We start from the raw sequence: 19,240 nt of genomic DNA, 5'->3' as shown, positions 1-19,240 counted from the left end.
GTCTGGGGCGGCACCGCCGATCCTGCACTGGTGCAGGCCGGTGTCACACATCTGAATCAGGGCGGCAGTTGGGGCGAAGCGCTGTTGTACCTGGCGCGCCACACCAACAACACGCAAGCGATCAGCGATGCGCAAGGCCGGCAGAAACTGGCCAAAGACTGGACGCTGAAGGAAAGCGGCTGGTCGGGCGAGGGCGGCAACGACCTGCTCAACGGCGGCGCCGGTAACGATGTGCTGGTGTCCGGCAGCGGCAACAACGTACTGGATGGCGGTGTCGGCACCGATCTGGCGGTCTTCTTCGGCCATGTCAGTGACTGGCAGATTGCCAACAGTGATGCGCAGCAGATTGTCGTGTCGAATCGCTACAGCGGTGCGCAGAACGTGATCCGCGATATCGACTTGCTGCAGTTCGGCGATACGATGTTCGGCCAGGTGAAAGCCGATCATCCGGTGGTGGTGACGGGCGTGCAGTACGCCATCACCGATTTCTTCACGGCGGCAACGCCAGCGCAGGTGGCGATGATAGGTGTGGCGGACTGGATGCTCAGCTAACTGCGTCTACTGCCCCCGAAAAGCGTGATGCGGCGGTATGCGCATCACGCTTTTGTACGATCTTGAGGACAAAAAGCAGCAAGGTGCCGATGAGCATGGCGCCAGCGGCCAGGTAGAGGCCGAGTGCGTAATCGCCTTGTTTTCCGGCGGCCAGCCAGCCGGTGATGGCCGGGCCAAGGATTTGCGCCGCACCGTAGGAAAGCGTCATCTTGCCCATCATTTTTGCTGGCCGTGTCGGGTAGTAGCGGCCGGCCATGGTCAGGACCAGGCTGACCATGCCGATGAAGGTGCTGCCAAAGAGCATGGCCCCGGCAATGGCCCCGAACAGGTTGCCGCTCAGCGGGAGCAAGATGCCGACAATCTGCAGCACGGCCGCCAGGATCAGTGCATTGAGTTCACCGGTCCGCCGGGTGACAAAATCCCAGACGATGCAGGCCGGTGCCGCTGATACACCGAGGACCAGGAAAATCAGCGTGCCGTTACCCGACAGACCGGGTAGTCGGTCGACGATGGCGACGATGAAGGTGGCGCTGACGACGTAGCCGATGCCGGCACAGAAATAGGCGGCCATGAAGAGGCGCATGAACAGCGGGGAAGGTGGGTTGTCCTCCATCTTTTGCCCGCTTTTGTTCAGCCCGCTGCGATCCGGTGCCGGTAGCCAGCGCAAGGCGGGAATGGCCAGCAGACAACCGATTGCGGTCAGGACAAACCACTGCTCGCGCCAGTCCAGCCAGTGATGCATGATTTCGACAGCGGCAGCGCAGCCGGCGATACCGAGTCCGATGCCGGCGAAGTGGATGCCCAATTCGCTGCGATGCTGGTGGCGAATCAGCCAGTTGAGGATCAGCCCGGTACCGAGCAACATGGCGGCAGCACTGCTCAGGCCAGCGACGAAGCGCGACAGCGCCCAAATGGTGACATCGTTGGTCATCCCCATGAGCAGCGTGCTGGCAATCGCCAGCAGCATGCCGACCCGGTACAGCCGGTCCTTGAGCACGAGATCGCTGATCAGTGACGCGATCACCGCACCGCTCAGGTAGCCGCCGTAATTGATCGCCGCCAGCCAGCCGGCATCGGCAATGCCCAGTCCGGCTTGCTGCTGCATCAGCGGCAGCAGCGGGGTGTAGGCAAAGCGGGCCACGCCGAGCGCCAGCAACAGGCTGAATATGCCCGCACTCAGTACCTTCAGGCGTTCTCTCTGGTCGTCCATCTTGTTTCCTTTTTATTGGTGTTGGAACAATAGACGCGCTAAGCTATCTCAACAATTGATTTATCAAGAACGAATCATTCTGTTTTGGAGATTATATGGAGCTGGTGGCGCTCAAGACTTTTCAAGCGGTGGTTGAAGAGGGGGGGATTCTGGCCGCATCGCGCAAGCTCAATACGGTGCAGTCCAATGTGACCGGGCGTATCCGCAAGCTGGAGGAAGAACTCGGCACCGAACTGTTTTTCCGCCAGGGGCGCGGTCTTCAATTGGCGCCTTCGGGGCGCGTCTTGCTCGACTACACGCGACGCATGCTGATGCTGGAACGGCAGACCGCGGCGGCGGTCCGGCAGGTGGGTGAAAGTAGTGGCGAGTTGCGCATCGGAGCGATGGAAACCTTCGCTGCGCTACATCTGCCGAAAGCCTTGAAAGCCGTGCGTGCCTTGCATCCGGGGATGGAGTTGCGGGTCTTTGCCGATACCAGTGCGGCGCTGGCCGACAAGGTGATTCATCACAAACTGGATTGCGCTTTCATTGCCGGGCCGGTCAGTCATCCAGCGCTGGTTTTTGAAGAATTGATCGTTGAGGAATTGGTCCAGGTTCATGCCGTCGGCAGCAATCCACTGCGGCAAGCGCTGATCCTGTTTCGCGAAGGCTGTGCTTACCGTGCACGGGCGCAGGCCTGGCAGCGTAGCCAGGGACATCCGGTGGCTGACGCCATGGAGTTCGGTACGCTGGAAGGCATCCTCGGTTGCGTGGCCGTTGGTCTGGGCTGGACGCTGATGCCACGACGAGTCGTCGAACAGTCGTTGCACGTCAACGATCTGGTGATAGAAACCGTGCCGCCTGAGATTGCCCACGTGCCCACCGGCATGATTTCCCTGCGCGAATCGCCGCGTCTGGCAGCGGTGACTACGCTGGCTGAGGCACTGGTTAGCGGTCAACCGTAGGTTTTGCCCGATTTACGCTTCGTTGTTGTGCAATCTGGGATCGGCAGCAATGATGGCATCGAGCGTGGCCAGTGCTTCATCGTAGGCAAAGTCTTCGATTTCCGTGCCCAAGCGTTCGGCCGAGCGGCCGGCAATGGCGACAAAGTCCGGTTTCAGGTGGTTGTAGGCTTCGATTGCGGCAATGTCGTCAGTGCTGATCAATTGGCGTAAAACGTGTAATTCTTCTGCCAGCTTTTCCAATCCTGCGGCGTCAGGAATATCCCGTGGCGAAATATTGGTCTTGGGCCTGAGCATCACCTTGCAGAATTCATTGAGATGAAGGGAAAAGTCACGGACCCGTGCTATTTGTTCATCGGTGCTGTGCTGGCTATCCAAGGCTTGTTCGATACGCTGGGCGCTGGCGGCGATTTTCTCAAGCCCCAGTGTGGCTGCCGTGCCTTTCAAGGTGTGGGCAAGCAGGCGGATTTGTTGCGTGTCATTGCGCAGGATGGCAGATGTCAGGACTTCGCCTTGATGGCAGTGGGTTTCAGCAAAGTTTTCGAGAAAATGCAGCAGTTTTTCCGGTTGGCCGAGGGTGGACCGCAATCCGTTCTTTTGGTTGAGCCCGGGGATCGTGGCAAAAATCGCATCAAGCGTGCTGTCGCTCACCGCCGCCGGGACTGGCCCGTTCACTGGCGGCCTCTGTTCTGTGCTTGGCGTTAGCGCACCGGGTAGTCGCTGGCTCAGGCACGCATAGAGAATATCCGGTTCCACCGGTTTGGCCAGGTGATCATCCATGCCGGCGGCCAGTGCAGTCTGGCGGTCTTCCTCGAAGGCATTGGCCGTCATGGCGATGATCGGTTTTGTCTGGTAGGCAGGCAGTTGGCGAATCTGCCGGGCGGCTTCCAATCCATCCATTTTCGGCATTTGCACGTCAAGCAGGATCAGTTCGTAGTCGGCGCAGGCGCTGGCCATGTCGAGGGCCTGCTGACCATCATTGGCGATATCGACTAACAGGCCAACGTCATGCAGCATGTCGAGGGCGACTTCCTGATTCAGCGGATTGTCTTCGGCCAGCAAGATGCGGTGTCCGGCCAGGCGCCGGCACAGCGTGTCACGATCCATGTGTGTGCTGCTGGGCAAGCGGGGGGGTGCGGCGCTTTCACTGCCCAACTGGTCATGGAAGCGTTCGAGTGCAACGAGCAGGGCCGAGGGGGTCATCGGTTTGGCGATGAAGCCGGCAAAGCCGTTCTCTTCCAGTGCTTCGCGTGGTGCGCCTAGTGTGCCGCTGACCAGGAAAGTGGTTGGGCGGTGTTTTAGCGGCAGTTGGCGCAACGCCTGACCAAAGGCAAAACCATCCATTTCCGGCATTTGCCAGTCAACGAGGATCAATTGGTAGGGATCGCCGGCTTGCTCGGCATCCTGAACGGCGTGCAGGGCTGTAATGGCCGAAGCTTGGCTATCCGGCCGCGCACCAAGTTCCTGCAGTGCCGAAGCCAGTGAGTTGCAGGCATCCTCAATGTCATCGATCACCAGCGCCCGGCTGCCCTCCGGCAAGACCAATTCGGTGCTGCGGCGTGCTGTGCCGGTCACTTTGCCCAGTGGAATTTCGATCCAGAAAGTGCTGCCTTTGCCCGGCGTGCTCCGCACGCCAAGGCGGCCGCCCATCAACTCGGCCAGGCGTTTGGAAATGGCCAGCCCGAGACCGGTGCCGCCATATTTCCGTGTTGTCGATGCGTCGGCCTGTTCGAACGCTGCAAACAGCCGGCCTTGTTGCTCGTCGTCCATGCCGATGCCGCTGTCTTGTACCTCGATGCGGGTCAGAATGCTGTCCGGACGATCTTCGATGATGCTGCCGCGCAACACGACACTACCTTGTTCGGTGAATTTGACCGCATTGCTCAGGAAATTGAGCAGCACCTGGCCGAGACGCAGACTGTCACCGTGCAGTATGGGTGGCAGGCTGGAAATATCGGCCACCAGTTCAAGGTTTTTCTCCTGCACTTTTTCTGCCAGCAAGGCGCAGGTGTTGCTCACCAGATGGTCGATATCGAAATCCACGGGTTCAAGCGAAAGTTTGCCCGCCTCGATTTTTGAAAAGTCGAGAATGTCGTTGATGATGCCGAGCAGGTGGTTCGCTGCGCCGGCAACCTTGTCGAGTTGCTGGCTTTGCCGTTGATCGCTGCAGTCGCGCCGCAGCATGTGCGTCAGACCGATGATGGCGTTCATCGGCGTGCGGATTTCGTGACTCATGTTAGCCAGGAAAGAACTCTTCGAACGGCTGGCTTTTTGCGCTGCATCGCGCGCTGCCGCGAGTTCGACTGTGCGTTCGGCAACCAGCTCTTCGAGGTGGTTGCGGTAGTTCTCGAGATCCTTTTCGACCTGTTTGCGTTCTGTAATATCGTTCCAGACGATGGCCAATTGTCGCCGTCCGCCCAACTCCAGCGGTTTGGCCGATACCCAGAAATAACGCAAGGAGCCATCCTTGCAGCGGTAGGTTTTTTCAAAGCTGGCACCACCTTGCGTCAGCGTTTTTTGCCGGTTTGCCTCGGCGGCCTGATAACCGGCCGGATCCGCCTGAATATCGAAAATGGTCAGTCGGGAGAATTCGTCCCGGCTATAGCCAAGGTGTTGGCATGCGGCATCGTTGAATTCGATAAAGGCCAAGGTTTCGCTGTTGACCAGCATCGTCCCGCTGTCGGCCTGGCCGACGATGCTGGAAAAAATTTCTTCGCGCTGGCGTAATTTGTGTTCTGCCGTGACATCGCGCCCCACGCCAAGGACGCCGCATAATTTTCCGTCTGTGTCGCGTACGGCAATCTTGTGGGTTTCGATCAGCTCGCGATGACCATCATGAAAAGTGCGCCATTCCCGGTTGCTGATCAATTGTTCGCTGCGTATGGCCAGCGCATCCAGTTCGCGATGGCTGGCGGCATCTTCTGGCGGAAAAATATCGAGGTCGTTGTGCCCGATCAGTTGCTCGGCAGGCCGCCCGGCGAAGGCTTCGAAGCGCGGATTGCAACGCAGGTAACGTCCTTCGCCATCCTTGAACCAGACCATGTCAGGCATGCTTTGCAATAGCAGGGTCAACTGCTGTTGTTCACGGTGTAGCTCGTTGACCGCAGCACGGCGTGCGTGATTGGCTGCGTCGAATGCCATGGCGGTGCTGGCCAGGTCTTTCAGGAAAAAACCTTTGACCTGTTTCAGTCGGCTCGTCTGGCCGGCTTCCAGCGCCTTGTTGTCGGCAATGGTATTGATGCTGTCGGAAATGTCGGACAGATAGCGCGCCGTAGTCCTGACAATGACCAGCCAAAGCAGCGACATGATCAAAAAACTGAAGAAGGCGGTCGATGCGGAGTTACGCAACTCGACCTGCAGCAATTGCTCTTCCTTGTCCATCCGTCGCTGGGTTGCTTGCAGGATGCCCTGTCTGACGTGGAACATGTGCATGGCAAAGTCGAAATAACTCAAATTTGCCGCTTCGACGTAATTCACCGCCAAGCGCGGATCGATGGCGACAATATCGGTGGCGGTGCTGGTCAGGCGGCGATATTCGAGGAATGTGTCGTGTGCTTTCTGGAACTCCGCTTCAAGTTCCGGGTAAGGATTTGCTGTGTGCAGTACCGTGAATCTGGCATTCATCTCAGCTAGCGTATCGATCAGTTGGCTATGGAAGCGATATGCCGTGGCTTCATCAATCTGCGCTGCCTGCGCTTGTTTGAGCAAATGCGCCAGCTTGACTTGCAGGTCGAGCATGTCGTGGGCCAGCCCACTGGCGCTGCCATTCATTTGCAGGTCAGTCGCCTGGGTTGCGGCGAACTGGCTATGCTGCTTGCCGAACTCGGAGAATTGATGCAAGCCAAACAGAAAGGCGGTGCCAATCCCAATGACCACCGGCAGGAAAAAAATCAGCAGGAACTGGGTATGGCGGCGCATCGCTTGGGCTACCTGAGTTTTGACCACAAGGCCGGTGGAATGCTGGCCACGTATTCATAGTTGTTCGGGCCGCGCTGGGCAAAAATCACTACTGTGCCTTCCGGTTTGACGAAAAAGCCGATCAGGTCAGCCAGATTGGGGGCGTGGGCCAGCAGGACACGGTTGGTGCCGGCGGCTACCGGCTCGCCAAGAATCTTTTTCAAGGCAGCCAGCCGGGGTTTCTTTTCTTCGCTGGTCATGTTGGCCGAATACATCAACGATTCGGTCACGGTGAATTTGTCGCCGAAAGCCAGGTTGGCCGACTCGCGCGTGCGGCACATCGGGCTGACCAGTAATTCACCGACCGGTATGCGGGCCGCCCGAATTTCCTTGCCGACTTCGCGCATCAACTGGCGTCCAGCGTCATTCAGCGGGCGTTGGGTATTGCAGTCGTTCAGATCGACCTTGGGAAATTGGTCGGGACGGCTGTTGTCTGTGTTGCCGTGACGGATGTAAAGCACAAAGCCGCCCTGGCGTAACTGTGCCAGTTGTTCTCGGGTGGCCATTTTTTCGACAAAAGGGCTGTCGACCGCAGTAACCGGGGTCTGGGCGAACAAACTGGCCGGCAGAAGGCAAAACATGATGGAGAGCAGGATGCGGCGTCGCATGGTTTTTCCTTCTTGGGCTCAGGGATGGTCGGCGTGTTTCAGGGCGATGTTTGCAAAATCGTCGATGCGCAGGAGAAAGACGTCAACGATGCGGGGATCAAAATGGCGTCCGCGACCCTCACGGATAATGTTCAGCGTCTGTTCCAGCGAAAAGGCTTCCTTGTAGTGTCGTTTGCAGATCAGGGCATCGAACACGTCAGCCAGCGCCATCAAGCGAGCGGATAGCGGAATGGCATCGCCCGCCAGATGGTGTGGATAACCGGAACCATCCCATTTTTCATGGTGCCCTCCGGCAATTTCGCGGGCGGTTTCCAGGAAGGCCAGTGAGTAGCGCTCTTCTTCCTGTACTTCAAGGCGGTTGCGCTCGGCAAGAACCCGGTCGATGGCTTCGGTCAAAGCCATTGCCCCGGTTTCGGCGTGGGTTTTCATGATTTCGAACTCATCCGGCGTCAGTCGGCCGGGCTTGAGCAGGATACGGTCGGGAATGCCAACCTTGCCGATGTCATGCAGCGGTGCAGCCTTGGCAATCAGGCGGCGTCGCACAGGCGTCAGTTGTTCGGCGAACTCGGGGTGACTGCTCAGGTCTTCCATCAGCAGTTCGATGTAACTGCGTGTGCGTACCAGATGATTGCCTGTTTCGTTGTCGCGTTTTTCCGCCAGCGTCGCCAGCGCGTGCAGGGTGATGTCCTTGATCAATTCGACTTCACGGGTACGCCGGGCGACACGGGCTTCGAGGATCTCGTTCTGGTTGGCCAGCAGGTCGCGCGCCGCCTTGAGTTCGAGCTGAGTGCGCACGCGGGCGAGCAAAATCGCTGGCCGGATGGGCTTGGTCACGTAATCGACTGCGCCGAGATGCAGTCCGCCGGCTTCGTCTTCATCGGCATCGAGTGCGGTGACGAAGATCACCGGAATATCCCGCGTCGCCGGGGCGGCACGCAGCTTTTCCAGCGTCTGATAACCATCCATGCCTGGCATCATGATGTCGAGCAAAATCAATTCCGGGCGCGGTTCGCTGCTTGCCACCTTGAGTGCTCGCTCGCCGGAGTTGGCCACGCGAACACGGAATTCCCCTTCGAGGATGCCACCGATGACGATCAGGTTGTCCTTGGTGTCGTCGACGACAAGGATGGTGGGACGACTATCCGCAGACATGGCAACTAACCTCCCTTAAGGTTTTGTTGTATTTTGTGTTTTTGTTTATTTGTTGCGATTTTATTATTCTAAGATTCGCCTCTACGAAAAGAAAGTGTTTTTTCCATGACGTTTGTGTTTGCATCTTATCTCGCTCAGGGCAAACCTTGGCTGATAGCAGGGTTTAAAATGTCGTGGTCCAATCGCTCTCCAATCAAGAGATAAAAACGTGCGTGCTTGGCTGTAGTATGTCTTTGGCGTGGCAAGGCGGTGGCGTCAGTCTGATTCGGAAAACAACTATATTGATCAGCATGAACAAGCAAACATCATTTTCTGAGCAGTGTTCTTCCCCGGCGGACGCCTCGTGCTGGTTTGTCGGGATACGTCAAGCTTCGCCCGGTGCTTGGCTGACCATTGTCCTGACCTTGCTGCTGCTGTTTGGCTTTTCTTTGCCGGCGACCCGGTTTTTTGCTTCACCGAACGATTACCTGCCCATGCATACCCTGCTGGAGTTGTTGTCCATCGTCGTGTCGTGCATGGTTTTTGGTCTTGCCTGGAGCTTGCGCTGGCAAGCCAACAACAGTCATCGCATGTTGCTTGGTGCGGGCTTGCTGGCCGTGGCGCTGATTGATGTGGCGCACATGCTGTCCTATGCCGGCATGCCGGATTTCGTTACGCCCAGCAGCCCGGAGAAGGCCATCAACTTCTGGCTGGCTGCGCGTTATATCGCCGCTGCGGTCTTGCTGCTGGTGGCCCTGCGTCCCGTTACCCACTGGTCTCCGTTCCGTTGTCGCAGCATCGTTATCGCCGCCGTCGTGTTGACGGGACTTGTCTGGTGGATTGAACTGTCCGAAATGGACTGGTTGCCTCGTACCTTCATCGTCGGGGAGGGTTTGACCTCGTTCAAGATCGGTGCGGAATACCTGCTGGCTGGACTCTATGCCATGGCGGCGCTGGCGCTTTACCGGACTGGCTTGAGGCAATGTGATGAGAATCTGAAAGCCCTGGCCATGGCGGCGTGGATACTCGGGCTGGCCGAGATGTTTTTCACGCTCTACGGTGATGTGACGGATATCTTCAATGTACTCGGTCACATATACAAGGCGATTGCTTATCTGATCATCTATCGTGCGCTGTTTCGCGACGGGGTCAAAAGTCCCTATCTCCAGCTTGACCGGGAGCGTAGCCAACTCGACGTACTGATTCACAGCATCCCCGATCTGGTCTGGCTGAAAAGTGCCGAGGGGGTTTATTTGCGTTGCAATCCGGCATTCGAGCGGTTTTTCGGTGCGCCGGAATCGGCCATTGTGGGCAAGACGGATTACGATTTTGTCTCGCGCGAACAAGCCGATTTTTTTCGCGAGAAAGATCTGGCCACGCTGCTGGCCAAAGGCAGTGTGCAAAACGAAGAATGGATTACCTACGCGGCGGATGGTCGCAATGGTTTGCTTGAAACCAGCAAGATTCCGATTTATGCCAGTGACCGCAGTCTGATCGGTATTCTTGGGATTGCCCACGATGTGACCCGGCGCCATGAGTCCGAGTTGGCCTTGCGTGAAAGCGAGCAGCATTATCGGACGCTGGCCAATGGTGGTTCGACGCTGATCTGGACATCCGGTATCGACAAGCCGCGCAATTACTTCAACGAACCCTGGCTGCGTTTTACCGGACGAACCCTGCAACAGGAAGCTGCTGATGGCTGGACCGAGAGCGTCCATCCCGATGATCTGGCAGCCTGCCGGGAGACTTATCTCAGTGCGTTCGAGCAACACCAGACGTTCAGCATGGAATACCGGATACGTCATGCCAGCGGTGACTATCGCTGGATTCGCGACGATGGTTGTCCGCGCTATGACAGTCGGGGCGAGTTTCTCGGGTACATCGGGTTTTGTATCGACATCAGCGATAAAAAAGAGGCGGAAATCGAGCTAAATCTGCATCGGGCGCACCTGCAGGCCTTGGTCAGTGAGCGTACCAAGGCGCTGGCGGATGCGCTGGCGCTGATCAAGATCAATGAAGAGCGTTATGGTTTCGCGCTCGAAGCAACCCGTGACGGTATTTGGGACTGGGACATTGAGGCTGGAACCTGTGTCACCAATCCGGCTTACAGCCAAATGCTGGGTTATGCCCCCGATGAACTGGGGAACAAGGTGCATGCTTGTTTTACCGACCTGTTGCATTCCGATGACAGGGAGTCCATTCTCGATACGCTCTTGTTGCGTCTTGAGCAGGATGGTCACTATGAAATCGAGTTCCGCCTGCGTTGCAAAGATGGTAGCTACAAATGGATACTCAGTCGCGGCAAAGTGGCCCGGCGGGATGCCGATGGTCACCCGGTGCGCGCGGTCGGGACGCATATTGATTTGACGGTGCGCAAGCTGACGGAAATGGAATTGCAGCGGGCGAAGGAGGCCGCGGAGTCGGCGGCTGTGGCCAAGAGCACCTTCCTCGCCAGCATGAGCCACGAGATTCGCACCCCCATGAATGCCATTCTTGGCCTTGGCGGCTTGCTCAGGCGACGCGCCACTGAACCGGAGGTCTGCGACAAACTCGACAAGATCATGGCGGCCGGCGAGCATCTGCTTGGGATCATCAATGCCATTCTCGACCTTTCCAAAATTGAGTCGGGCAAACTGGCGCTGGAGGAAACCCCGGTTCGGGTCACGGATATGGCAGCTGATCTGTTCGCCATGATGGAAGAGCGGGCGCAAGAAAAGAAACTCAAGCTGCTTAGTCTGGTGCAGCCTTTGCCGGGGAACCTGGTGGGCGATGCCACCCGATTGCGCCAGGCCTTGCTCAACTACCTGAGCAATGCGATCAAGTTCACGGCCGAGGGCAGTGTGAGTTTGCGTGTCGAGGTGCTTGAAGAGAATGACGATAGTGCGTTGTTGCGCTTTGCTGTATCGGATACCGGGATCGGTATCGCCGCGGAAGCCTTGTCGCGTTTGTTCAATAGTTTTGAGCAGGCCGACAGCTCGATTGCGCGCAAATACGGGGGGACCGGCCTGGGTTTGGCGATTACCCGGAAAATTGCTCGCATGATGGGGGGCGATGCCGGGGCCGAGAGTACTCCGGGTGTCGGGAGTACTTTCTGGTTTACGGCACGGCTGGCCAAGCACGGGGTGAGCGAACTATCGCGCCTGCCTCAGGGAAGCGAATCGCCGGAAGTCATCCTGAAGCGCGATTATCCGGGGCTTCTTGTATTGGTTGCAGAGGACGAACCGATCAATCGGGAAATCACGCGCATGATGCTTGAGGATGTCGGATTTGTCGTCGATCAGGCAGAGGATGGTGTGCAGGCTGTGGAAATGGCGGCGCATCATGATTACCGGCTCATCTTGATGGATATGCAAATGCCCAATATGGATGGGTTGACCGCAACACGCCAGACTCGCCTGTTGCCCCGGCATTTCCGGACACCGATCCTGGCCATGACGGCCAATGCTTTTCTCGAGGACAGGCAGCGCTGCCTTGAGGCTGGCATGAACGACTTTATTTCCAAACCGGTGCCGTTGGAGGTGCTGTACACGACCTTGCTGGCCGCTTTGCGCTCGGATAACACGAACGATTGAGGCAACCCGGGCGCCGGCCCGGTGCTTTGCAATGCAGCGATGCGCTGTCGTAAAGCCGACAATTCCTCCTTGTCTGTCGGCTGCAGTCCCCGTCTTTACGTGGTTTTTGCCAGGCCTGGATTTTGCTGAATAGGGGTTCACCCCAATTCAAGAGCAAAACAATGAACCCCGAACTGCGCGAAAAACTGCTCTCTGGTCTCAAGGATGGCAGCATCGTTCCCTACCTCGGCGCCGGTGTGCTGGCCGATGTGAAAAACGTGGCAACCGGTGCGCCGATTCCGGCTGACAGCGACTCGCTGATCATCGCGATGAACGGCGGCAAGCCGATGGCCCCCAAGCTGATGTACGAATTCCCGCGCGCTGCAATGAATATCGAACTCAAGCGCGGGCGTAGTGCGGTCACCAAGTTCCTCAATGCCACCTATGGCGACACGCAATGGACGCGTGCTGCGGTCCACGACTGGTTGCAGCAGATTTCCCCGCCTTACGTCATCGATATCAACCGCGATACCCAGTTGCAGGACTCCTACGCCGGCGTGCCGCATAACCTGATTGTCGGCGTGGCGCGCATTGGCGGCACCGATTTTCGCTACAAGCTGTATTTCTGGGATGGCCAGACCTACCAGAAGAGCCAGCAGATCAACCCGGCCCTGCCCATTCTCTTCAAGCCGATGGGCACGCCGAAGCCGGAAGCCAACTACATCGCCTCGGACGCCGATTACGTTGATTTCATCACCGAGTTGATGGGCGGTTTTTCGATCCCGCCCGAGGTCAAAACCCTGCGCAAGGACAAGCAATATCTGCTGATGGGCATGCGCCTGAACCGCGATACCGAACGCATGGTGATGGCCGACATGATCTACGCCGCAGCGACGCCGGCTGGCTGGGTATTCATCGCCGAACCGACGGCCAAGGAGCGCCGCTTCTGCAAACGCATCGGGCTGGAAATCATTGAAGCCGATGTCTTCGAATTCATTGGGGCAGCCGTCGCTGCCTGACCGATTTTTTATAGGGAGATAAAACCATGTTGATGGATCGTTACGAGTCTTTGTTTTTCAATTCCAACTTCAAGGAAGCCGCCAGCGATGCGGGTTGGGTCGCCTATCGCGGCGAGCTGGTGCTCAAGGAAGGCGAAGTCGCCGATGCCCAGGGCCGCCGCAAGCCGCCGGTCGAAGTCATGAAGCAGGCCATCCTGCTCACCGCCGGCGATGAGCTGAAGCTGCTCTCCGGTTCGATCGACGAGTTGCAGTATGCGCCGGCCCTGCTGGAAAAATATGGTCCGGACATCAAGCCGGGCACCATCGTCGTGTTGTTTACGGTCAACATCGACAATCCTTTCATTTCCACGCTCAACGGCGCTTCGCTGGTCTTCATCCCGATGGTCCAGGGCATGGTCTGGAACGAGCTGAGCGACATCGTGGCGCTCGACAAGGGTGACTTCAAGGGCATGAGCGCCGCCGACAAAGTGTTGACGCTGTACAAGGCTTTGGTCGGCAACAAGTTCAAGTACGCCGAAGAGGCCCTTGACGTGGCACTGACCAAGACCAACGCCAACAAGCGTGAAAACCACGGCGCCATTTGATGCCCTGGGATGAGCAATTTGCGCTCGGGGTGGCGGATATGGATGCCACCCACCGGGAATTCGTCGACATGGCCGATGCCCTGCTGCAGGCCTCGGATGACGAGTTCCCGGTGCTCTTTGCCAGCCTGCAGGAACATACCCGGCGGCATTTCGAGCACGAAGGAAAGCTGATGAAGCAATGCCGTTTTCCAGCTATCGGCGAACACAACAGCGAACATTTGCGCGTACTTGGCGAGCTGGCCCATTTCGGGCGCGGCGTTGCCGCCGGACGGCTGAATATGGCGCGCAACTATGCCCAGAATCTGCCGGCCTGGTTTGCGACCCACCTGGCGACGATGGATGCCGCACTGGCCGGTTGTCTGAAAAAGGCTGGTACAGGCGGTTGACCGCAATATCCGGCCTTGGCGGGCTGTTGCCTGGCTTGCTGACTACTGGCGTAGCGGCAAGCTGTGGCTATAATCCATCATGCTTTTCAAATATCACCCGTTCCTGTCTTGCTTAAGGACATTGCACCCGCTGCTTGCGCTGGTGCTGTTGTCTTGTCTGTCAGGCGTGCAGGCTGCCGAGCCGCTGCGCTTCGCGCCGTTGCCGATGGAAAGTCGGGAAAGCACCGTCAAGGCTTTCTATCCACTGGTTGTCCATTTGCAGAAGCATTTGCAACAGCCGGTCGAGTTGGTCTATTACGCTAAAAACAGCGAGATCGCCGCCGCGCTGGAAAGTGGCGAACTGGATTTTGCCTACCTCGGTCCCTTGCCTTATGTCACATTGCGCCAGCGTGGGGCAGCGGTTGAGCCGCTGGTGTTCTTTCGCGAAGCCAATGGTCAGGCACGCTATCGCTGTGCCCTGGTGGCCTTTGCGGGCGACGCAGCACAGTTAGCCAGCGTGCGAGGCAAGCGCATTGCACTCACCCAGCCGTTGTCGACCTGCGGCTATCTTGGCGCCAACGCGATGCTGCGGCACGAAGTCGGCATTTCGTTGAAGGACATGCAATATCGTTACCTGGGGTCGCATGAAGCGGTAGCCTTGGCCGTCATTTCGGGCGAAGCGGAGATCGGTAGCGTGAAGGATGAATTTGCCGCCAAGTTTGCGCCACTTGGCCTGCAGACCCTGGTTTATTCCGACTGGCTGCCGGCAACAGGCCTGTTCGCCAGTCAGCGACGGCTCGATGCAGCCACGCTCAAGGATTTGCGTCGTGCCTTGCTGGCGACGCCGCAGAAAATCTACGGGCAGTGGGGGGGCAGCATCCGGCACGGTATGAGCATGGCCTCCGAGACGGATTTCGACAGTCTGCGGGCTTTTGGCGATCCTGCCGAGATTCCTCAAGGCAAGAAGGACTGAGCGTGATGCGGGATAAACTGGCCAGACTGCGGCGCTTTCATTTACCGGAAATGGCTGGCATGTTGCTGGGCCTGCTACTGGTGGCGAGTTTTTTTCTCGATCAATATCGCAGCCAGCAAACACTGGTGGCTGAGCAGCACACACAGGCCCTTGACGTGGCGTATCAGGCGACGATTGAAGTCTATCGTCTTGATGTGGAAACCCGTTTTCGCTTGCAGATCATGCGTCCAGAAGTCACGGACTTGATGGAAAAAGCGCTGCTGGCCGAGGCGCAGGATTTACCTTTGATCCGAGGGCGCCTGTTTCGTCTGATGAAACCGGTGTACGACGAATTGCAACAACTCGGACTGCACCAGTTGATGTTCCATCTGGCAGATGACCGCGTATTGTTGCGCTTCCACAAGCCGCAGAGTGCTGGCGATGCCCTGTTCCAGTATCGGCCATCCGTACGTATTGCGAACCAGGAAAAACGGCCGGCATTCGGGCTGGAAATCGGCCGCAGCATGCCGGGTTTTCGCTACGTTTTCCCGGTCGTGCGCGACGGGCGACATTTGGGTAGTGTCGAATTCGCGCTGACCTTCGATGTCATCCAGGACAGATTGCTGCATTTGCTCAAGGCAGGGGAGTTCGGCTTGTTGTTCAAGCTCGATTCGGTACTGGCGTCGGTGGATGCAGATAGTCGTGACAGGTTTATCGAATCGGCGATTCATCCTGAGTTTGCCCAGGAAAATCCGGCGATTTCAAAAGTGACGCGGGATTTCGTCCAATCTGCCGTGGTTCGGGCACTCGAACCTGCATTGCGGGAAAATCGCGTTGTCCAGCGCCAGATGAGTGCCGGTGAGTCGCTGGTTATCCCGTTGAAGCACGATGGTCTGGACTATCTGGTCAGTTTCCTGCCGGTCCGTGGCCTGGATGATAAATTGGTTGCCTACGTGGTCCGTTTTGCTCAGACCGATGCTCTGCGGGTCGTACGCGACAATTTACTGCGTCAGGCCATGCTGGCAATTTTTCTTTGTCTGGTCGTTGTGGCGCTGTTTTTCAAATTGCGCGTCAAGCAGATGGAGCAGGCGGCGGACATCAAACGCAGGGAGGCGGCCGAAGCCGGTCTCAGTCTTTACGCCAACGTATTCCGCCACAGTGGCGAAGCCATCCTGGTTACCGATTGCGCCAACCGGATCATTGAGGTCAACCCGGCTTTTGTCGAACTGACTGGCTATTCGCCGGAAGATGTCATTGGGTGTAACCCCGGTTTGCTGGCTTCGGGTAAAACCCAGCCTGAAGTCTATGCCGCCATGTGGGCTACGCTCAAAGCGTCTGGCCATTGGCAGGGAGAGTTTTGGGACAGACGGAAGAATGGCAGCATCTATCCGAAATGGGCATCCATTTCCACGATACGGGATGCCAGCGGAACGGTAAGTAATTATATTGCCTGTTTCTCCGATATCAGTGAGCGCAAAGCTTCAGAAGCGCGTATTGAGCGTCTGGCACACCACGATGGATTGACTGGTCTGCTCAATCGTTACAGCCTGGAAAGCCGCCTTGAGCAGGTTCTGTTGAGTGCGCGCCGTGACAATCGGCACCTTGCCGTGCTGTTCATCGACATGGATCGTTTCAAGAATATCAACGATACGCTGGGCCACGCCATTGGCGACCAGTTGCTGATCGAGGTAGCGCGACGCCTGGAGCGCTGTGTGCGGGCGAGCGATATCGTTGCCCGTTTGGGGGGCGATGAGTTTGTCGTGGTGCTGAATACGCTGGAGTCAGTGCACGAAGCAATGCCGATTGCGCACAAGATATTGCGCCGACTGAGCAAAACCTACCAGATTGCCGGTCATCCACTACATTCCAGCCCGAGTATCGGTGTTGCAGTCTGTCCGGAGGACGGCGACAGCGTTGCCGAATTGCTGCGCAATGCCGACACGGCGATGTACTCGGCCAAGGAGAAGGGACGCAAGAATGTGCGCTTCTTTACTGCCGAGTTGACCGCGATCGCCAGCGAGCGGATGGCTCTGGAAAATGAATTGCGCGGCGCACTGGCGGCCGGCCAACTGGAGTTGTTCTATCAGCCGCAGGTTGCCGTACAGGGCTTGCGTATTCGGGGCGTCGAGGCTTTGTTACGCTGGCATCACCCGGTACGCGGCATGGTGCCGCCCGACCGCTTCATCCCGGTCGCCGAGGAGTCTGGGCAAATCGAGGAAATCGGTGCCTGGGTGCTCGATACGGCGTGTCGCCAACTGGCCGAGTGGCAGGCACAGGGAATTGGCGATATCCGCATGGCGATCAACCTGTCGGCTCACCAGCTACGTTCCCCCGCATTGGTCGATCTGGTGGCCAAATCGATTCGTCAGCATGGTCTGCTGGCGGCTGATCTGGAGCTTGAAATCACCGAGTCAGTGGCCATGGAGGACCCCGAGGCGGCGATTGGCCAGATGCAGCGTTTACGGGCGCTTGGGGTCTACTTGGCAATTGATGATTTTGGTACCGGTTACTCATCCCTGGCTTACTTGAAGAACTTGCCGATCCAGATACTGAAGCTTGATCGCAGCTTTGTTCGCGATATCGAGACCGATGCCAACGATGCCGCAATCAGTGCGGCGACCGTGGCACTGGCGCATCGCTTGGGACTCGAAGTGATCGCCGAAGGAGTCGAGACGATTGCCCAAGCGGAGTATCTGGGGGTTGATCATGCATGCGATATCCTGCAGGGCTACCTGTTCGGCCGGCCCGTGCCAGCCGGAAAAATGAGCGAGTGCTTGCGCCAGCCGGTCTTGCAGTGGAACGCGGTGGCCAGGACAGTCCTGCCGTCGACTAACGATTGAGGCTTTCCTGGATTGCGCCGGATAGCGCAATCAATGCTTCCGCCTGCTTTTCGCAGCGCACTCGGGTCAGTTCATCCAGCCCGCGCAGCCAGCGTCGGGGGATGCTTTGCAGCCCGTAGCGGGCGCCGGCCAGCATGCCGGCGATGGCGCCGGTGGTGTCGGCATCGCCGCCGCGATTGACCACGTCGATCAGGCAATCTTCAAAACATTCGGTGGCAAACAGCGACTGAAAGACTGCCTGAATGGTATCGACGATGTAGCCGCTCGGGTTTTCGCTGCGTTTGCGATCCCAGGCAAAAACCGGAAATTTTTCCACCAGTTGGCCAGCGCGTTCGCGTTCGACTTCGATGGCATCCCGACCGGCGAGAAAATCCTGCACCATGAAGATCAGCGTTTCGCAGGCAGCGTCGGACAAGGTGTTGTGATGCGTGACATGGGCTTGGGCCCGGCTGGCCAAAATGGTGCTTTCCGGCGGTTGACCGTAGCAGGCCAGCGCTACCGGCAGCAGGCGCATGGCGGCGCCGTTGCCGGCATCGTGTTGCGATAACTCAGCTTCCGGATTGCCGGATTTGCGCCAGGTCACCAGGTTGCGCCGTACGGTATTGCCGATGTCCACCGGCTTGGCGCGCATCCAGGCATCGAATGCCTCGGCTGCGGCATGGGCGTCGACTCGCCCTTTCTTCAGAATGGCTTCGCCAAGGGCCAGCGACATCGTCGTGTCGTCGGTGACCTGGCCGGCTTTGAGACGCAGCCAGCCGCCCCCGGTAATGTCTTCGTGAACCTTGTACTGGACCCGGATTTCGTTTGGCGTCATGAACTCGACGGTGGCGCCCAGCGCATCGCCAATCGCCAGCCCGACATAGGCGGCTACAGCATGTTCGGCCAAGGGCAGGCGTTCCGGCGTGTAACGGCGACGCACGGGAGCGGAACGGGCAATCAGTTCTCCGGACCAAAACATTTGCTGTAATCCTTGCAAACCCCGCAGGACGGGGCAGGGCAGACATAGATGCCCTCGCGTGAGCAGAACTGGCGATAGAGGAATTTCTTCCATTTCATATCACCGGTATTGGCGCGCGCCAGGGGGGGGAAATTGATGTTCATCAGCCGGCTCAGCTCGTCGCGTCCGGTGAAGCCCAGATCCTGCCACAGGTGATCCATGCCGATGCAGGCAGTGCACAGGATGTCGGCCATCCACAATTCGGAATCGCTGGTTCCGGCCCGGTGATCGAGCAGCAGACGCTGCAATTCCTCGAATTCCGGCAGGTCGACCGCAGGTGTGCCGGCCGGTTCAAGCACCTGGCCGGGAAAGTAAGTACTCATGACCTGCGCGCAGCGTGCGGCACCCAGGCCGAGATGCCAAGGCAGGCAACCGGCGCCTGTCGCCTGTCCGGCAAACAGGCTGGCCAGTAACGGCCGGTTCGGATCGCATGCCGCTGTCCCGACTGCCGGCGCGGCCAGCAGTTCGGCAAACAGAGTAGCCCGCAGGGGCAGACGATCCGGACCGTTCATGGCCGTTTCCTTTTTTCCGAT

At 58.0% G+C, this 19,240-nt stretch carries 13 protein-coding genes and 1 pseudogene; 8 read left to right on the top strand and 6 right to left on the bottom strand.

Translation table 11 applies throughout. From position 1 onward, the window contains the following. Positions 1-552 (top strand): annotated as a pseudogene (locus RCI20_RS15105) (hypothetical protein); the annotation flags it as partial. Here the strand turns inward: RCI20_RS15105 and RCI20_RS15100 are convergent. Next, positions 545-1,762 (bottom strand): YbfB/YjiJ family MFS transporter, encoded by a 1,218-nt coding sequence (locus tag RCI20_RS15100; RefSeq protein ID WP_306606918.1) that lies wholly within the window; start codon positions 1,760-1,762, stop codon positions 545-547. The pseudogene RCI20_RS15105 and the gene RCI20_RS15100 overlap by 8 nt on opposite strands. A 95-nt stretch (positions 1,763-1,857) precedes the next feature. Between RCI20_RS15100 and RCI20_RS15095 the strand changes: the two genes are divergently transcribed. After that, positions 1,858-2,706 (top strand): LysR family transcriptional regulator, encoded by an 849-nt coding sequence (locus RCI20_RS15095; protein WP_306606916.1) that lies wholly within the window; start codon positions 1,858-1,860, stop codon positions 2,704-2,706. A 12-nt stretch (positions 2,707-2,718) separates the two neighbouring features. Here RCI20_RS15095 and RCI20_RS15090 read toward each other — a convergent pair whose 3' ends face one another. From RCI20_RS15090 to RCI20_RS15080, 3 genes are read right to left on the bottom strand one after another with little or no spacing between them, the layout of a single operon-like run. Beyond that, on the bottom strand, positions 2,719-6,621 hold the full coding sequence (locus tag RCI20_RS15090; RefSeq protein ID WP_306606914.1) for a response regulator: 3,903 nt from the start codon (positions 6,619-6,621) through the stop codon (positions 2,719-2,721). 8 nt (positions 6,622-6,629) lie between these two features. Further along, positions 6,630-7,268, bottom strand: coding sequence for a histidine phosphatase family protein (locus RCI20_RS15085; protein WP_306606912.1), 639 nt, complete (start codon positions 7,266-7,268; stop codon positions 6,630-6,632). A gap of 18 nt (positions 7,269-7,286) precedes the next feature. Continuing rightward, positions 7,287-8,420 carry a two-component system response regulator gene (locus tag RCI20_RS15080; RefSeq protein WP_306606910.1) on the bottom strand — a complete coding sequence of 378 codons (1,134 nt, stop codon included), beginning with the start codon at positions 8,418-8,420 and terminating at the stop codon, positions 7,287-7,289. Between the two features lie 290 nt (positions 8,421-8,710). Between RCI20_RS15080 and RCI20_RS15075 the strand changes: the two genes are divergently transcribed. The 6 genes from RCI20_RS15075 to RCI20_RS15050 all read left to right on the top strand — a co-directional run bounded on the left by RCI20_RS15075 (position 8,711) and on the right by RCI20_RS15050 (position 17,710). Continuing rightward, on the top strand, positions 8,711-11,971 hold the full coding sequence (locus tag RCI20_RS15075) for an MASE3 domain-containing protein (protein WP_306606908.1): 3,261 nt from the start codon (positions 8,711-8,713) through the stop codon (positions 11,969-11,971). A gap of 161 nt (positions 11,972-12,132) precedes the next feature. Next, the gene (locus RCI20_RS15070; RefSeq protein ID WP_306606906.1) at positions 12,133-12,969 is read left to right on the top strand and encodes an SIR2 family protein; all 837 of its coding nucleotides are present in this window, start codon (positions 12,133-12,135) and stop codon (positions 12,967-12,969) included. Positions 12,970-12,995: 26 nt separating this feature from the next. Then, on the top strand, positions 12,996-13,553 hold the full coding sequence (locus RCI20_RS15065) for a hypothetical protein (RefSeq protein WP_306606905.1): 558 nt from the start codon (positions 12,996-12,998) through the stop codon (positions 13,551-13,553). Continuing rightward, entirely contained in the window at positions 13,553-13,939 is a 387-nt protein-coding gene (locus RCI20_RS15060) for a bacteriohemerythrin (RefSeq protein WP_306606903.1), read from the top strand. Before RCI20_RS15065 ends, RCI20_RS15060 begins: the two co-directional genes overlap by 1 nt. A 79-nt stretch (positions 13,940-14,018) precedes the next feature. Continuing rightward, complete coding sequence (locus RCI20_RS15055) at positions 14,019-14,891, top strand: PhnD/SsuA/transferrin family substrate-binding protein (protein ID WP_306606901.1); 873 nt, start codon at positions 14,019-14,021, stop codon at positions 14,889-14,891. 5 nt (positions 14,892-14,896) lie between these two features. Then, positions 14,897-17,710 carry an EAL domain-containing protein gene (locus RCI20_RS15050; protein WP_306606899.1) on the top strand — a complete coding sequence of 938 codons (2,814 nt, stop codon included), beginning with the start codon at positions 14,897-14,899 and terminating at the stop codon, positions 17,708-17,710. Here the strand turns inward: RCI20_RS15050 and draG are convergent. Together draG and RCI20_RS15040 are read right to left on the bottom strand one after the other, a co-directional pair. After that, positions 17,700-18,668 carry an ADP-ribosyl-[dinitrogen reductase] hydrolase gene (gene draG / locus RCI20_RS15045; RefSeq protein ID WP_306606896.1) on the bottom strand — a complete coding sequence of 323 codons (969 nt, stop codon included), beginning with the start codon at positions 18,666-18,668 and terminating at the stop codon, positions 17,700-17,702. The two genes, RCI20_RS15050 and draG, sit on opposite strands and share 11 nt — an antisense overlap. Next, on the bottom strand, positions 18,647-19,219 hold the full coding sequence (locus tag RCI20_RS15040) for a nitrogen fixation protein NifQ (protein WP_306606895.1): 573 nt from the start codon (positions 19,217-19,219) through the stop codon (positions 18,647-18,649). The genes draG and RCI20_RS15040 overlap by 22 nt, the downstream gene beginning before the upstream one ends. Positions 19,220-19,240: the final 21 nt, after the last annotated feature.

Origin of the sequence: Azonexus sp., assembly GCF_030824335.1 — a bacterium.
GTDB lineage: Bacteria > Pseudomonadota > Gammaproteobacteria > Burkholderiales > Rhodocyclaceae > Azonexus.
Note: the sequence above shows the minus strand (reverse complement) of the source record. Positions and strands in the feature narration are given on the sequence as shown.

Bases quoted from the DNA above. Each gene is read 5' to 3' on its own strand.
- draG (WP_306606896.1), bottom strand. From the start codon at position 18,668: ATGTTTTGGTCCGGAGAACTGATTGCCCGTTCCGCTCCCGTGCGTCGC.
- RCI20_RS15040 (WP_306606895.1), bottom strand. From the start codon at position 19,219: ATGAACGGTCCGGATCGTCTGCCCCTGCGGGCTACTCTGTTTGCCGAA.
- RCI20_RS15090 (WP_306606914.1), bottom strand. From the start codon at position 6,621: ATGCGCCGCCATACCCAGTTCCTGCTGATTTTTTTCCTGCCGGTGGTC.
- RCI20_RS15100 (WP_306606918.1), bottom strand. From the start codon at position 1,762: ATGGACGACCAGAGAGAACGCCTGAAGGTACTGAGTGCGGGCATATTC.
- RCI20_RS15065 (WP_306606905.1), top strand. From the start codon at position 12,996: ATGTTGATGGATCGTTACGAGTCTTTGTTTTTCAATTCCAACTTCAAG.
- RCI20_RS15060 (WP_306606903.1), top strand. From the start codon at position 13,553: ATGCCCTGGGATGAGCAATTTGCGCTCGGGGTGGCGGATATGGATGCC.
- RCI20_RS15080 (WP_306606910.1), bottom strand. From the start codon at position 8,420: ATGTCTGCGGATAGTCGTCCCACCATCCTTGTCGTCGACGACACCAAG.
- RCI20_RS15075 (WP_306606908.1), top strand. From the start codon at position 8,711: ATGAACAAGCAAACATCATTTTCTGAGCAGTGTTCTTCCCCGGCGGAC.
- RCI20_RS15050 (WP_306606899.1), top strand. From the start codon at position 14,897: ATGCGGGATAAACTGGCCAGACTGCGGCGCTTTCATTTACCGGAAATG.
- RCI20_RS15070 (WP_306606906.1), top strand. From the start codon at position 12,133: ATGAACCCCGAACTGCGCGAAAAACTGCTCTCTGGTCTCAAGGATGGC.
- RCI20_RS15095 (WP_306606916.1), top strand. From the start codon at position 1,858: ATGGAGCTGGTGGCGCTCAAGACTTTTCAAGCGGTGGTTGAAGAGGGG.
- RCI20_RS15085 (WP_306606912.1), bottom strand. From the start codon at position 7,268: ATGCGACGCCGCATCCTGCTCTCCATCATGTTTTGCCTTCTGCCGGCC.
- RCI20_RS15055 (WP_306606901.1), top strand. From the start codon at position 14,019: ATGCTTTTCAAATATCACCCGTTCCTGTCTTGCTTAAGGACATTGCAC.